This window comes from Enterobacter sp. SM3, from assembly GCF_009811935.2.
Classification (GTDB): domain Bacteria; phylum Pseudomonadota; class Gammaproteobacteria; order Enterobacterales; family Enterobacteriaceae; genus Enterobacter; species Enterobacter asburiae_D.
Genome location: NZ_CP099971.1, coordinates 2761613 through 2776535, shown reverse-complemented (window position 1 = coordinate 2776535; position 14923 = coordinate 2761613). Strand labels below are relative to the sequence as shown.

General features: G+C 60.0%; 11 protein-coding genes. 8 read left to right on the top strand and 3 right to left on the bottom strand.

All coding sequences use genetic code 11. From position 1 onward, the window contains the following. Positions 1–167 precede the first annotated feature (167 nt). On the top strand, positions 168–398 hold the full coding sequence (gene chaB, locus GVO84_RS13065) for a putative cation transport regulator ChaB (RefSeq protein WP_008499518.1): 231 nt from the start codon (positions 168–170) through the stop codon (positions 396–398). Positions 399–575: 177 nt separating this feature from the next. After that, a complete protein-coding gene (locus GVO84_RS13060) occupies positions 576–1271 on the top strand; it encodes a gamma-glutamylcyclotransferase (RefSeq protein ID WP_159514376.1) in 696 nt (231 codons plus the stop codon). Positions 1272–1301: 30 nt separating this feature from the next. On the opposite strand, the gene GVO84_RS13055 is transcribed toward GVO84_RS13060, so the two are convergent. From GVO84_RS13055 to GVO84_RS13045, 3 genes are all read right to left on the bottom strand, one after another. Continuing rightward, positions 1302–1541, bottom strand: a complete 240-nt coding sequence (locus tag GVO84_RS13055; protein WP_013096243.1) for a DUF1883 domain-containing protein — start codon at positions 1539–1541, stop codon at positions 1302–1304. Between the two features lie 193 nt (positions 1542–1734). After that, complete coding sequence (locus GVO84_RS13050; protein WP_159514375.1) at positions 1735–3519, bottom strand: methyl-accepting chemotaxis protein; 1785 nt, start codon at positions 3517–3519, stop codon at positions 1735–1737. Between the two features lie 106 nt (positions 3520–3625). After that, positions 3626–3979 carry a DsrE/DsrF/TusD sulfur relay family protein gene (locus GVO84_RS13045; protein ID WP_008499522.1) on the bottom strand — a complete coding sequence of 118 codons (354 nt, stop codon included), beginning with the start codon at positions 3977–3979 and terminating at the stop codon, positions 3626–3628. 72 nt (positions 3980–4051) lie between these two features. On the opposite strand from GVO84_RS13045, the gene nasR reads away from it, so the two are divergent. The 6 genes from nasR (at position 4052) to GVO84_RS13015 (ending at position 14914) form a co-directional block, all read left to right on the top strand. Continuing rightward, positions 4052–5236 (top strand): nitrate regulatory protein NasR, encoded by a 1185-nt coding sequence (gene nasR, locus GVO84_RS13040; protein ID WP_159514374.1) that lies wholly within the window; start codon positions 4052–4054, stop codon positions 5234–5236. Between the two features lie 229 nt (positions 5237–5465). Continuing rightward, on the top strand, positions 5466–6713 hold the full coding sequence (locus GVO84_RS13035; protein WP_159514373.1) for a CmpA/NrtA family ABC transporter substrate-binding protein: 1248 nt from the start codon (positions 5466–5468) through the stop codon (positions 6711–6713). Between the two features lie 2 nt (positions 6714–6715). Then, positions 6716–7594 carry a nitrate ABC transporter permease gene (ntrB, locus tag GVO84_RS13030; RefSeq protein ID WP_121424052.1) on the top strand — a complete coding sequence of 293 codons (879 nt, stop codon included), beginning with the start codon at positions 6716–6718 and terminating at the stop codon, positions 7592–7594. Positions 7595–7603: 9 nt separating this feature from the next. Continuing rightward, complete coding sequence (locus tag GVO84_RS13025; RefSeq protein ID WP_159514372.1) at positions 7604–8392, top strand: ABC transporter ATP-binding protein; 789 nt, start codon at positions 7604–7606, stop codon at positions 8390–8392. Between the two features lie 13 nt (positions 8393–8405). Beyond that, positions 8406–12392 carry a nitrite reductase large subunit NirB gene (nirB, locus tag GVO84_RS13020; RefSeq protein ID WP_159514371.1) on the top strand — a complete coding sequence of 1329 codons (3987 nt, stop codon included), beginning with the start codon at positions 8406–8408 and terminating at the stop codon, positions 12390–12392. Next, positions 12389–14914, top strand: a complete 2526-nt coding sequence (locus GVO84_RS13015) for a nitrate reductase (protein ID WP_159514370.1) — start codon at positions 12389–12391, stop codon at positions 14912–14914. The genes nirB and GVO84_RS13015 overlap by 4 nt, the downstream gene beginning before the upstream one ends. Positions 14915–14923 lie beyond the last annotated feature (9 nt).

Sequence of the window (14923 nt, the reverse complement as noted above, 5' to 3'; positions counted from 1 at the left end):
CCCTTTGTCATGATTTTTCTGTTTGATGTCTATAATTTGCTGTCTCTATTTAATATTCATTAAATAACAACGAATTATAAATAGTATGTATTCATAAATTATCGCGGAGTGGCACGCTGCCATATCGTCGTCCACACTTATCTCTTTAGCCAAAAGAGAGGTCAGTGATGCCCTATAAAACGAAACGCGAATTACCCGATAACGTGCAAAACGTGCTGCCCGCCCATGCGCAGGATATCTACAAAGAGGCGTTTAACAGCGCCTGGGATCAATACAAAGATAAGGACGATCGCCGGGATGATGCCAGCCGTGAAGAGACGGCGCACAAAGTCGCCTGGGCCGCCGTAAAACATGAATATGAGAAAGGAGACGACGATAAATGGCATAAAAAGAAATAGCCGTGAAATAATTCGCTGCCTTCATTTTGACTTTTCAGGCGGTTGAACTTCCGTTGTATTGCAACTGGTCCGCTAATTGCTTATCGTTATTTAACTGCTGGCAAAATGACCAGCACATAATGCCGGGAAGGCGAATTACAGATGTCGCAAGGAAGCATGCAGTGGCGGAGGTGGAAAGTGTTAACGCGTGATTTCTTAATGAAGGCAGATTGTAAGACGGCATTTGGTGCTATTGAGGAATCGCTTCTCTGGTCAGCTGAACAACGTGCGGCGTCACTCGCTGCCACGCTTGCCTGCCGCCCGGATGATGGCCCGGTATGGATTTTTGGCTACGGCTCCCTGATGTGGAACCCGGCTCTGGAATTTGTCGAATCGGCAACGGGCACGCTGCCTGGCTGGCATCGCGCATTTTGCCTGCGCCTGACGGCCGGACGCGGCAGCGCGTGCCAGCCGGGGCGCATGCTTGCACTGAAAGAGGGCGGGCGCACCACGGGCGTGGCGTATCGCCTTCCGGATACCACGCTGGAAGAGGAGCTCACGCTGCTCTGGAAGCGCGAGATGATCACCGGCTGCTATATGCCGAGCTGGTGCAAGCTGGAACTGGACGACGGTCGTACCGTCAATGCGCTGGTGTTTATTATGGACCCGCGCCATCCGCTGTATGAAGCGGATACCCGTACGCAGGTGATTGCTCCGTTGATTGCCGCCGCGAGCGGGCCGCTGGGCACCAACGCGCAGTATCTCTTCTCCCTCGATCAGGAGCTAACCCGCCTCGGCATGAAGGACGACTGTCTGAATGAGCTGGTGGTGAAGGTGAAGGCACTGCTGGAAGGGAACCCGCTCAACGGCACGCTGCGAGCAGGCTTTGCCTGATAATACGCCCGGCTCGCCGGGCGTTTAATCTTATGCCGCCACGTAGCTGACGGAATGCTCCAGCGACTGACTGTGGCTGTCGATCAGCACATCCCACGTGCCGGTATACGGTACGGTAAGCCACGCTTTATCATCCTGCACGGTCAGAATATCCGCCTGGGATTGTTTTTGTGCTTTCGCACTCATCAGATGAATACGGCAGCGCTCTGAGCAACGCACCACTACCGTATCCCCGCCAAACAGTTTCAAACTTGTTTTCACCAGTGCCATTTTTTACCCCGTCGATTTTGCCCATCCCGAGCGTGATATTGTTCACAAATTACTCATTGCATAACACCAAAGCGGGGGGCGAGGGATGATGATTTTGATCAAAAAATGGCATAACGTTTAAACAAAAATGACAAAATGCCTGAAAGCATTCAGCTGGCGCGGGTTTTACCCGAAAACCCGCGCCGGAATAAAATTAAATGCGGAAATGGCCGGCTGTTTCAGCAAGGTCGCCCGCCTGGCTCTGCAGGGCACCCGCGGCGGCGGCGGATTCCACCACCAGCTCGGCGTTCTGCTGCACCATGCGGTCGAGATGGGTCACCGCGTGGTTGATCTCGTGAATGCCTTTCATCTGCTCGCTGGTGGCGATGGAAATTTCGCGCATGATGCCAGAGACGCTGCCGATGCTGGAGCGGATCTCATCCATGCTTTCCCCTGCAAGATGCACGTAGCGGGAGCCGGTTGCCACGCTGTCGGTGGTGGAATCAATCAGCGATTTGATCTCTTTCGCCGCCTGGGCGCTGCGGCTCGCCAGGTTACGCACTTCGCCTGCGACGACGGCAAACCCGCGCCCCTGCTCACCGGCACGCGCCGCCTCGACGGAGGCGTTCAGCGCCAGAATGTTGGTCTGGAAAGCTATGCCGTCAATCACGCTGGTGATATCGCCAATTTTTGCCGACGCAACTTCGATGGACTGCATGGTGCTGATCGCCTGCGACACCACCTCGCCGCCGCGCGCCGCGGCCGCTGAGGCTTTGCTCGCCTGATCGTTGGCTTCTGCTGCAGATTCATTCGACTGGGTCACGGAGGCGGTGATCTGCTCCACGGCGCTGGCCGTCTCGCGCAGGCTGGATGCCGCCTGCTCGGTACGTCCGGAAAGATCCTGGTTACCCGCGGCAATCTCCTGCGCCGCGTTTTTCACCGATTCACTGGCATCCCGGAGCTGCACCATCACCACCGACAGCTTATCGCTGAAGGCGTTAAAGGCCTGGGCAATCTGCGCGACTTCGTCCTCGCCGCTGTCCGGCAGGCGCTGGGACAGATCGTTAGTCCCGTTGGCAATGTTGTGCATCGCGTCGCGAATGTCGGACAGACGCTTCAGCAAGCGGGCAATCAGGAAGTGAACAATGGCCGCGCTCAGGAGTGCCAGGATCACCAGTGAAATCGCCGATGCTTTGAGCAGGGAACGCATGCCGGAGGTGGCGTCACCGTTGTCGAGCGCGACGACTAACAGCCAGTTAGTGCCCGGTACGGCTGTCGCCACGAAGGTTTTTTCAGCGTCGTTCAGCGTTCCGTCGACGAGGTTACCGCTTTTCAACGCAGCAAAATCAATGCCTTTGATCGTCTCAGCAAAGGGTTTGAGCGTCAGGGCCGGATCGTTAGCCGCAATAACGCTGCCGTCGCTGTTCAGAAGCAACCCGCTGCTGGCCGGGGTAGGATGGATCCCGCGCACGTTAGCCACCACGCTGTCCATGGCCACATCGCCTGCCACAACCCCTTTCAGGGTGCCATTTTCCTTCACCGGCACGGCAAACGTCACCACCAGCTTACCGGTCCCCGCGTCAACGTAGGGTGCGGTGACAACTGGACCGTCCGTGCTGACCACCTGCTGATACCACGGGCGAATGGTCGGGTCATAATCCGCCGGGACGCCCGCCGGCTCAGAGAATTTCGCCGTTTTGCTGGCGTAGCCAACATAGACGTTGGTAAAACCACCCGCCTGCGCAAGTTGTTTAAACACCGGAACCGGATCGTCACTCAGCGCAACGGTCTGCGCAGAGGCAATCACCGTCATCTTGCTTTTGACCCAGTCGGCAATCGCCATGTTATGGCTGGCGCTGGTGCTGGTCAGGATATCGCGCTGAGACTGCTGGTTATCCTGACGTGTTACCTGAAAGTTAATAACGGTATTGAGGAGAAGGGCGACGACCAGACAGCCTGCCGTCGCAGCGATGATGCGTGCACGAATCGATCTGAACATAAGTGAAATACCTGCTGTGTTGTTTCCATGCCTATCGGCAACCCCGCAGGTAAACTTGATGCTGAAACCGCGTCCATAAGAAAATAATATTTTTACGAGTTTATTATTAAAAAGTTAATACTTTATCTGCGGACAGCGTCCACTCCGCCAGTTCGACCAGCGTTCCGATTTCCACGCCATCAATCAGCGGCAGTCCGGTAATGCCGCGCCCGTCGGTGCAGGTTTTGCACAGCTTCACCGGCACGTTTTGCGCGGTCAGAATCTCCAGCATCTGCTGAATGTTATACCCCTCTGCCGGTTTTTGACCCTTCAGCCCCGCGGTGACCGCATCCGACATTAAAAAGAGCCGTAACGCCAGGTCGCTCTCTTTTTCACGCAGCGCAATCGCCAGGCGCAGGCTGTTAAAAAGAGATTCGCTGCCGTAGGCCGCACCGTTGGCGACGATCACAATCTTCTGCATGTTGACTCCTGTTCTTATAAAGGCACGAATATTGCTTAATTCTTCCGAGTTTCGCTGTCCGGGAGAGTAAGCATGACATTAATGGCTGGCATTTCGCCAGGCGCTGCAGAATGGCTCACGCGCGCAAAAATGATGCGTCAGGAGCAGTTCAGCAAGCTGGCACAGCTGGGCGTACTTGTGCACGGCATTAGCCAACTGGTGCACATGTTACAGTGCGAGCGCGGGGCGTCCAACGTCTGGCTCTGCTCACAGGGTAAGCTGTACGCCCCCGAATGCAAAGCCAGCCGGGCGCTGGTGGATGAAAATCTCGCAGCCCTTTACGGCATTCTTGAAACACAGTCGCCGATCCCGGGAAGTACCGTCTGTGAACGCATCGGCGGCGCGCTCCTGAGTCTGGATACGCTTCCCGCGCTGCGTGACGGTGTGATTCAGCAAACGGTAACGGCACCGCAGGCGATGGAACACTACTCCCGCATGCTTCGCCATCTGCTCAGTATCGTGCCGCAACTCAATGACAGCATTGACGATCCGCAAATCGCAGGACGTTTTGTCGCGCTTTATAGCCTGATGCAGGGCAAAGAGCTGGCGGGACAGGAGCGGGCGCTGGGGGCGATTGGCTTTACGCAGGGCTTTTTCGATGAGGTGACCCGCCAGAGGCTGGTTGACCGCATTGACGGGCAGCAGGCCTGCTTTGAGATCTTTCTCTCGCACAGCTCCGCTGACGTTCAGACCACCTTTTCAATGCACTGTCAGCCCGATCGTGAAACGGAGCAGCTCCGGCGCGTGGCCTGCACCCGCCAGCCTGCCGCAGATGATGGCCTTACCGCGCTGAACTGGTTTGCTCTGCAAACCGCGCGCCTTGAGCATCTGCGCACGCTGGAGGAGACGATCATCGCCGATCTGATGGTCGCGGTGGACGAATGCATTCACCGTGACGATGAGTACGCGCTCCCCGCCGATGAACAGGATGACCCGCCGATCCGCTATCCGGAAAAACCGTTGCTCACCCTGGTTCGCCAGCAGGCGCGCGAGATAGACCAGCTCTCCCGCCAGCTGGCATCACTCCGCGATACGCTTGAAGAGCGCAAAATTATTGATAAAGCGAAAAGCGTGCTGATGACCCATCAGAATATGAGTGAGGAACAGGCCTGGACCGCGCTGCGCAAAATGGCGATGGACAAGAACCAAAGGATGGTGGATATCGCCCGCGCGCTGCTCATGGTGAAGAATTTGTGGCAGGTAACACCAAAGGAGTAACTGCACGGTCAGTGGGCATTTTCTGCATGATTGCGGTGCGTAAAGCCGAGGGAATTACGGTAAGCGCCGCAAAAAAACAGTGCGTTAAAACCTGGCATTTACTTTGCATTATCAGATTAACCATTTTTGACGATGCGCCAACGGCGGTGCATCCGTCTTCGGGATAAAGGCGTCCACTGGTGCTTCGGCACCGTGGGCGCTTTTTTTTGATTTTTTATCAGGAGTGGTCATGGCGGATTTGTCGAGACGGCGTTTTTTGCAGGCCAGCATGCTGGCGAGTGGCGCAATGCTGTTGCCGGGTGTCATGCAGGCCGCATGGGCGGCAGGCTCGGATAAACCGGAGCAGGAAACGGTGCGCATCGGGTTTATCCCGCTGACCGACTGTGCTCCGGTGGTTATCGCTGCGCTGAAAGGGTTTGATAAAAAATACGGTATTACCATCGTGCCCACCAAAGAGGCGAGCTGGGCGGCGGTGCGCGACAAGCTGGTGGCGGGCGAGCTGGATGCCGCGCACATTCTCTACGGCCTGCTGTACGGACTGGAGCTGGGCATCGCCGGTAAGCCACAGCAGATGGCTAACCTGATGACCCTCAACCAGAACGGTCAGGCCATTACGCTCTCCAGCGATCTGGCAGAGAAGGGCGTTCGCGATCTCGATGGGCTGAATAAGCTGATTGGGCAGCAGGCGCCCGGCACTTATACCTTCGCGCACACCTTCCCGACCGGGACGCACGCCATGTGGCTCTACTACTGGCTGGCCAGCGCGGGCATTAACCCCTTTGATGACGTGCGCACGGTAGTAGTGCCGCCGCCGCAGATGGTGATGAACATGCGTATTGGCAACATGGTCGGCTTTTGCGTCGGCGAGCCGTGGAACGCGCGAGCCATCAACGACCGCATCGGTTTTACCGCCGCCACGTCACAGTCTATCTGGGCCGACCATCCGGAAAAAATTCTCGGTACGCGTCGCGACTGGGTGGAGAAAAACCCGCACACCGCGCGGGCGCTGGTGAGCGCGGTGCTGGAGGCGGCGCGCTGGATTGAGGCGTCCCCGGAAAACAAACGCGAAACCGCGCAGATCCTCTCCCGCCGGGCGTGGCTCAACTGCAAGGAACAGTATCTCACCGGACGCATGCTCGGCGAGTACGACAACGGTCTGGGACAGCGCTGGCAGGATGCGCACCCGATCCGCTTTTTCAACGAAGGGGCCGTCAGCTACCCGTATCACTCCGACGGCATGTGGTTCTTAACCCAGTTCCGCCGCTGGGGCTTGCTCAAAGCCGCGCCGGACTATGCGGGCATCGCACAGCGCATTAACCAGACCGCGGTCTGGCAGGATGCCGCCACGGCGGTGGGGGGCATTACCACACCGGCTTCACCACTGCGCAGTAGCACATTGATGGACGGCACCGTCTGGAACGGTACCGACCCGGAAGGATACGCCAACCGTTTCGCCATTCATCGTAAAGGGGCCTGATTATGCCGCATCTGCAAAAGACGACATCACAAGAGACACCGGTGAGTGGGGAAGTCATCCCCCTGCCACCCGTGCAGGTTCGCCGCCGTACGCCGACGTTTGCGCGTCGGATCAACGCGGTCCTTCAGCGCATCATTCCGGCGTTTCTGGGGCTGGGACTGCTGGTCGTGCTCTGGCAGTTGGCGGCGATTAACAGCAAAGGCTTCCCGACGCCGCTCAGCACGCTCGATTCCGCCATTACCCTGTTCGCCGATCCGTTTTATCGCGACGGGCCAAACGACATGGGTATCGGCTGGAACGTGCTCGCCTCATTACAGCGTGTGGCGGTGGGCTTTGGCCTGGCCGCGTTCGCCGGGATCCCGCTCGGCTTCCTGATTGGCCGCTTCACCTTTTTTTCGCGCATGTTCGGCCCGCTGATCGCGCTGTTACGCCCGGTTAGCCCGCTGGCCTGGCTGCCCATCGGCCTGCTGCTGTTCCAGAAAGCGGAACCGGCTTCCAGCTGGACCATTTTTATCTGCTCCATCTGGCCGATGGTGATCAACACCGCCGAAGGGGTTCGCCGCATTCCGCAGGACTACCTTAACGTCGCACGGGTGCTGCAGCTTTCCGAGTGGACCATCATGCGCCGCATTCTCTTCCCGGCGGTGCTGCCCGCGGTGCTGACCGGGGTGCGCCTCTCCATCGGCATCGCCTGGCTGGTGATTGTCGCCGCCGAGATGCTGACCGGCGGTTTAGGGATCGGCTTCTGGATCTGGAACGAGTGGAACAACCTCAACGTCGAAAACATTCTCATCGCCATCGTCATCATTGGCGTGGTCGGGTTGCTGCTGGAGCAGGGGCTGATGCTGATCGCCCGCCGCTTTAGCTGGCAGGAAAAATAAGGAGCGAACATGAAACCATTAATTCAGGTCCAGGCCGTGAGCCAGCGTTTTTCCACCGCCAGCGGTGAGTTTCTGGCGCTGCAAAACGTCTCTTTTGATATCCACGAGGGCGAAACCGTCAGTCTGATTGGGCACTCCGGCTGCGGCAAATCGACGCTGCTGAACCTTATCGCTGGGATCACGCTGCCGACGGAAGGCGGGCTGATTTGCGACAACCGCGAAATCGCCGGGCCGGGTCCGGAGCGCGCGGTGGTGTTCCAGAACCATTCCCTGCTGCCGTGGCTCACCTGCTTCGACAACGTGGCCCTGGCGGTCGATCACGTGTTTCGCCACAGCATGAGCAAGGTGGAACGCAGAGAGTGGATTGAGCACAACCTCGACCGCGTGCAGATGGGGCACGCCCTGTATAAGCGCCCGGGGGAGATTTCCGGCGGCATGAAGCAGCGCGTCGGGATTGCCCGCGCGCTGGCGATGAAGCCGAAAGTCTTGCTGATGGATGAACCCTTCGGCGCGCTCGACGCCCTGACGCGCGCCCATCTGCAGGACTCGGTGATGCAGATCCAGCAGGCGCTGAACACCACCATCGTGCTCATTACCCACGACGTGGACGAGGCGGTGCTGTTCTCCGATCGGGTGTTGATGATGACCAACGGCCCGGCGGCCACCGTCGGGGAGATCCTGCGCGTGGATCTGCCGCGCCCACGTAACCGGGTACAACTGGCCGACGACAGTCGCTATCACCACATGCGTCAGCAGATCCTGCATTTCCTCTACGAAAAGCAGCCGAAAGCGGCGTAGCGAGGGGGCTTTGATGCGACTGGTCATTATCGGCAATGGCATGGCGGCTACGCGGCTGATTGCCGCGCTCACCGGGCGTGCCCCCGATCGTTTCGCTATCACCGTCATCGGTGACGAGCCGGAGCATGCCTATAACCGTATCCAGCTCTCGCCGGTGCTGGGCGGTGAAAAAGCGGCGGCGGGTATCTGTCTTCAGGATGACGACTGGTACCAGGCGCGCGGCGTGACGGTGCTGCGGGGCGAAAAGGCGATCGCCATGAACGTGGACACGCGCGAAGTGCGAACCACCGCCCGCACGCTGGGTTGGGATGCGCTGGTGTTCGCCATCGGGTCAACGCCCTTTATTCCGCCAATTCCCGGCTGCGATGCACCGCATGTCTTCACGTTCCGCACCCTGGAGGATACCCGGGCCATTCAGGCGATCGCCGGTCCGGCGGTGGTGCTGGGCGGCGGCGTGCTCGGGGTTGAGACGGCGGCAGCCCTGGCGCGTTCAGGTGACAACGTCACGCTTGTTCATCGCGGTCCGTGGCTGATGGAGCAGCAGCTGGACCAGCAGGCGGGCATGCTGCTCGAAGAGGCGCTGGCGGCGCGGGGCGTGCGCTGTGAGTTCGCCTCTGGCATTACAGCGATAAGCGAAAATAGCGTGACGCTGCTCAACGGGCGCAGCGTCGCCGCCGCTCGCGTGGTGCTGGCGACCGGCGTGCAGCCTAACGCTGCGCTGGCGCAGGCCAGCGGCATTCGCTGCGCGCGCGGCATCGTGGTGGATCACCAGATGCAAACCTCCGCGCCGGACGTCTACGCCATTGGCGAGTGCTGCGAAATTGACGGCCAGACGTTTGGCCTCGTCGCCCCCTGTCTGGCGCATGCGGATATCCTCGCCGCGCGGCTGGCCGGGGACGTCACCGCGCCGTTTGTCCTGACCGACAGCGGCGTGCGCCTCAAGGTGACCGGCGTGGCGCTGTTCAGCCTCGGTCGCGCGGCAGAGCAGGAGGGCGACGTGGTCTGGAGCGCATGGGATCCGCTGACCCGCCACTATCGTCGTTTACTGATCCATCAGGGGGCGCTGGCTGGCGTGCTGCTGATGGGGGACTGCCGCAGCGCGGCAACATTTACCGATTTACTGGCAACGGCTGCGCCCGCCCACGCGGATTGGCTGTTCGATCGTTTCACTACGCAACCGCAGGTTGCAGGACAGAACGCTATGACAAAACCTACTCTGGTGGTGGTTGGACACGGTATGGTCGGCCACCATTTCCTCGAAGACTGCGTTAACCGCAATCTGCATCAGCAGTATCAGATCGTTGTCTTTGGCGAGGAGCGCTATGCCGCCTACGACCGCGTGCATCTGTCGGAATATTTTGGCGGGCGCAGCGCGGAGTCTCTCTCGCTGGTGGACGGCGATTTCTTTGCCGACAACGGCATTGAGCTGCGCCTGTCGCAGCAGATTGTCGCAATCGATCGCGATGCGCATGTGGTACGTACCGCCAGCGGGCATGAAACCCACTGGGACAAGCTGGTGCTGGCGACCGGCTCATATCCGTTTGTCCCACCGGTGTCGGGCAACGATCTGCCGGGCTGTTTTGTTTACCGCACCCTTGACGATCTGGACAACATTGCGGCGCATGCGGAGGGCTCACGCCGCGGCGTAGTGATTGGCGGCGGCCTGCTGGGGCTGGAGGCGGCAAATGCCCTGAAGCAACTCGGGCTGGAAACTCACGTGGTGGAGTTTGCGCCCAATCTGATGGCGGTCCAGCTCGACAACGACGGCGCGGCGATGCTGCGCAAGAAAATCGAGGCGCTGGGCGTCGGCGTCCACACCAGTAAAGCGACGACGGAGATCGCCACCGCGGACGGCGGGCTGGTGCTGCGCTTCGCCGATGGCGAACAGCTGGAAACGGACATGGTGGTCTTCTCTGCGGGTATTCGTCCGCAGGACGCGCTGGCGCGCAGCAGCGGGCTGGCTGTCGGCGAACGCGGCGGGATTTGCATTGACGACGGCTGTCACACCTCCGATCCGGACGTGCTGGCCATTGGCGAGTGCGCCCTGTGGGAAGGGAAAATTTTCGGTCTGGTCGCGCCGGGTTATCAGATGGCGCGGGTGGCCGCCGCCGCGCTGGCGGGTGAGGAGAAAACCTTCACCGGGGCAGATATGAGCACTAAGCTCAAGCTGCTCGGCGTGGACGTGGCGTCCTTTGGCGATGCTCACGGGCGCACGCCGGGGGCACTGAGCTACCAGTGGACGCACGGCCCACAGCAAATCTACAAGAAAATCGTGGTCAGCCACGACGGTAAAACGCTGCTCGGCGGCGTGCTGGTGGGCGACGCCAGCGAATACGCCACGCTGGTGCAGATGATGCTTAACGGGATAGCTCTGCCAAAAGAGCCGGAAACGCTGATCTTACCTGCCTCGTCAGGCAGTGCGCCGAAAGCGCTCGGCGTGGCGGCGCTGCCGGAAAAAGCACAGATCTGTTCGTGCCATAACGTCAGCAAAGGCGATATCTGCCAGGCGGTGAGCGCGGGCGCTACGGATATCGGTGCCGTTAAGCAGTGCACTAAAGCGGCGACCGGCTGCGGGGGCTGCAGCGCGCTGGTGAAGCAGGTCATGGAGTTCCAGCTGGCGGCGCAGGGCGTGGAGGTGAAAAAGGACATCTGCGAGCACTTCCCGTACTCGCGCCAGGAGATTTACCACCTCGTGCGCGTCAACCATATCCGCACCTTTGACCAGCTCATCAGCCGCTACGGTCAGGGGCACGGGTGCGAAATTTGTAAGCCGCTGGTGGGGTCGGTGCTTGCCTCTTGCTGGAACGAGTATCTGCTGAAACCGGCACACCTGCCGCTGCAGGACACCAATGACCGCTACTTCGCCAATATCCAGAAGGACGGTACCTACTCCATCGTGCCGCGCATGCCCGCGGGGGAAGTGACCGCCGATGGGCTGATCGCCATCGGCCAGATTGCGAAACGCTACAGCCTGTACAGCAAAATCACCGGCGGCCAGCGTATCGACCTCTTCGGCGCCACCCTCGAACAGCTGCCGGAGATCTGGCAGGCGCTGGTGGAAGCTGGGTTTGAAACCGGGCACGCCTACGGGAAATCCCTGCGTACGGTGAAATCCTGCGTCGGGTCGACCTGGTGTCGCTACGGCGTGCAGGACTCCACCGGCCTCGCGGTCAGGCTCGAGCACCGCTACAAGGGCCTGCGCGCGCCGCACAAAATCAAAATGGCCGTCTCAGGCTGTACCCGCGAATGCGCCGAGGCGCAGAGTAAGGACGTGGGGGTCATCGCCACGGACAAAGGCTGGAATCTCTACCTGTGCGGCAACGGCGGGATGAAGCCGCGCCACGCGGATCTCTTCGCCAGCGATCTCGATGATGAAACGCTGATCCGAACCGTTGACCGTTTCCTGATGTTCTACATTCGTACGGCGGATCGCCTGCAGCGCACCAGCACCTGGATGGACAACCTGGAAGGCGGTCTCGACTATCTGCGGGAGGTGATCCTCAACGACAGCCTGGGCATCGCCCACGAGCTGGAGCAGGAGATGATCCGTGTGGTAGAGACGTATCAGTGCGAATGGCAAACCACGCTTAACGATCCCAACCGTCTGGCGCTGTTCCGCACCGCGGTGAACGTCGCGCCGTCGGATGAAAGCAAGCGCTGGCAGGAAATCTGCGGCATCGACGATATCCCGGAGCAGGCGGGAATCGGCGCGCGGCTTGGGCGTAAGCCGATCGCGCTGTTCCGCTTTGGCAAAACCGTCTATGCACTTGACGATCGGGAGCCGGGCAGCAGCGCGAACGTGCTTTCACGCGGCATTCTTGGCGATGCGGCGGGGGAGCCGGTGGTGATCTCTCCGCTCTACAAGCAGCGTATTCGCCTGCGCGACGGCTGTCAGGTGGAAAACGGCGAACCCGCGGTACGCGCCTGGCCAGTCAAAATTGAGAACGGCAAAGTGTGGGTTGGAAATGATGCCCTGGTGATACGTGCGGAGGCCTCATGACGGAAACCCGGACAACGTGCCCCTATTGCGGGGTCGGTTGCGGCGTGGTCGCCCGCGTGGAAGGTGAAGCGGTCAGCGTTCGGGGAGATGAAACCCATCCTGCGAACCTGGGTCGCCTGTGCGTGAAAGGATCGGCCCTGGGGGAGACGACGGGATTACAGGGGCGGCTTTTGCGCCCGGTCGTTGACGGCCTTGAAGTGGACTGGGCGCAGGCGCTGAACGCGGCAGGCGAGCGCCTCAAGGATATTATCGACAAATGGGGGCCGCAGGCGGTAGCGTTTTACGCGTCCGGGCAATTGCTTACCGAGGACTATTACGTCGCCAATAAGCTGATGAAAGGGTTTATCGGCGCGGCGAACATTGATACCAACTCCCGGCTCTGCATGTCATCGGCGGTCGTTGGCTATAAACGCGCCTTCGGTGAAGACGTCGTGCCTTGCAGCTACGAGGATGTGGAAAACAGCGATCTGGTGGTGCTGGTGGGATCAAACGCGGCCTGGACGCATCCGGTGCTGTATCAGCGGCTGGTGCAGGCAAAGCACAACAATCCGCAGATGAAAGTAGTAGTAATCGATCCGCGCAGAACCGCCACCTGTGATATTGCTGACCTGCATCTGGCGCTTGCGCCGGGGAGCGATGCCGGATTATTTGTCGGCCTGCTGAACCTGATTCAGGGAACGGATGAGTGGCCCGTTGAGCGCGTGGCGGCGTTTTGCGGCCTCTCGCCTCAGGATGTTGGCACGTTTTACGACTGGTTTATGACGGCACCCCGGGCCATCACGCTCTACACCATGGGAATCAACCAGTCCTCCAGCGGCAGCGACAAGTGCAGCGCCATCATTAACGTTCACCTTGCTAGCGGGAAATTTAACCGTTCGGGCTGCGGCCCGTTTTCGCTGACCGGACAGCCTAACGCGATGGGCGGAAGGGAAGTGGGCGGGCTGGCAAATCAGCTGGCGGCGCACATGAACTTTGAGCCGGACGATCTTTCGCGGGTGGCGCGTTTCTGGGGAACGGAACGGCTGGCGCAAACCCCGGGACTGATGGCGGTGGAGCTGTTTGACGCCATTGCCCGCGGCGAGGTGAAGGCGGTGTGGATCATGGGCACCAATCCTGCCGTCTCGCTGCCGGACAGCCACGCGGTGTGTCAGGCGCTGGCGAGCTGCCCGCTGGTCATTGTCTCTGAGGTGATGAACGATACCGACACCAGCCGGTTCGCCCATATCCGTTTTCCGGCACTGGGCTGGGGAGAAAAAGACGGCACGGTGACCAATTCTGAGCGGCGCATTTCGCGCCAGCGCGCGTTTCTGCCCGCGCCGGGTGAGGCAAAGCCAGACTGGTGGATCGTCGCGCAGGTTGCAAAACGGCTGGGCTACGACGAGGCCTTTGCCTGGCAACATCCGCACGAGATTTTTTGCGAGCATGCGGCGCTGACGGCCTTCGAAAATGACGGCGCGCGGGCGTTAAACCTTCATGACCTGGCTGCGCTAACCCGTGAGGAGTGGGAGCGGCTTGAGCCCTGGCAGTGGCCGACGGGGGATTTTCCGCGCCGAAACATTGTTCCCGTTAACCCTCTGCCGCACGGTGCGACGGTCAGCGCGTTATACCCGCTGATTCTCAACTCGGGGCGCATCCGCGATCAGTGGCATACCATGACGCGAACAGGGTATGTGACCAGGCTGATGCAGCATATCGCCGAACCGTTTGTTGAGGTTTGCCCCGGAGACGCCGTTCGGTTTTCCCTGTGCGACGGCCAGCTGGCGCGCATCAGCTCGCCGCGAGGCGTCATGGTGGCAAGAGTGCGCATCAGCGACGGCCAGCGTGAAGGGAACTCTTTTGTCCCGATGCACTGGAACACTGAGTTTGCCCGCCAGGGAAAGGTGAATGCGCTGGTGGAAGGGCGCTGCGATCCGGTTTCGGGCCAGCCGGAGAGTAAACAAACCGCCGTCAGAATCATGCCCTGGCAGCCCGCCTGGCAGGGGGAACTCTATGCTCGTGAATGGCCGGAAATTCCCTCTTCGGTTAACTGGTGGCGTAAAGCTTCACGCCAGACGGTGGCGTGCGATAAACCGCTGCTGTCGTGGGTAATGGAATACGCCAGCGGCCGGGGCTGGCAGCTGCAGGTTGCTCAAGCCGGTGAACGCAGCAGCGTGCTGGCCTGGCATGAAGGCCAGTTGATGCTGGGTTTCTGGGAAGGTACCGCGTTACCGGCGCTGGCGCATGCGGTGATTGAAGCCGCTTTTCATTCACCACCCGTGCTGCCCACAGAACGCCACGCCTTGTTGAACGGGCAGAGCGTCGGGAAGGTGGCGGATCCGGGACGCATTATCTGCAGCTGTTTCAGCGTCGGGGAAAAGGCGATACGGGAGGCTATTGCCGGAGGGTGTGACTCCGTCAGCGCGCTGGGGGTGAAGCTGCGCTGTGGTACGAACTGCGGCTCCTGCGTGCCGGAGCTGAAAGGGCTGTTTCAGGATAATCCTGAAATGTCCGCCAGGACTGTATTTCAAGGCTTATCGCGTTAACATAATAAG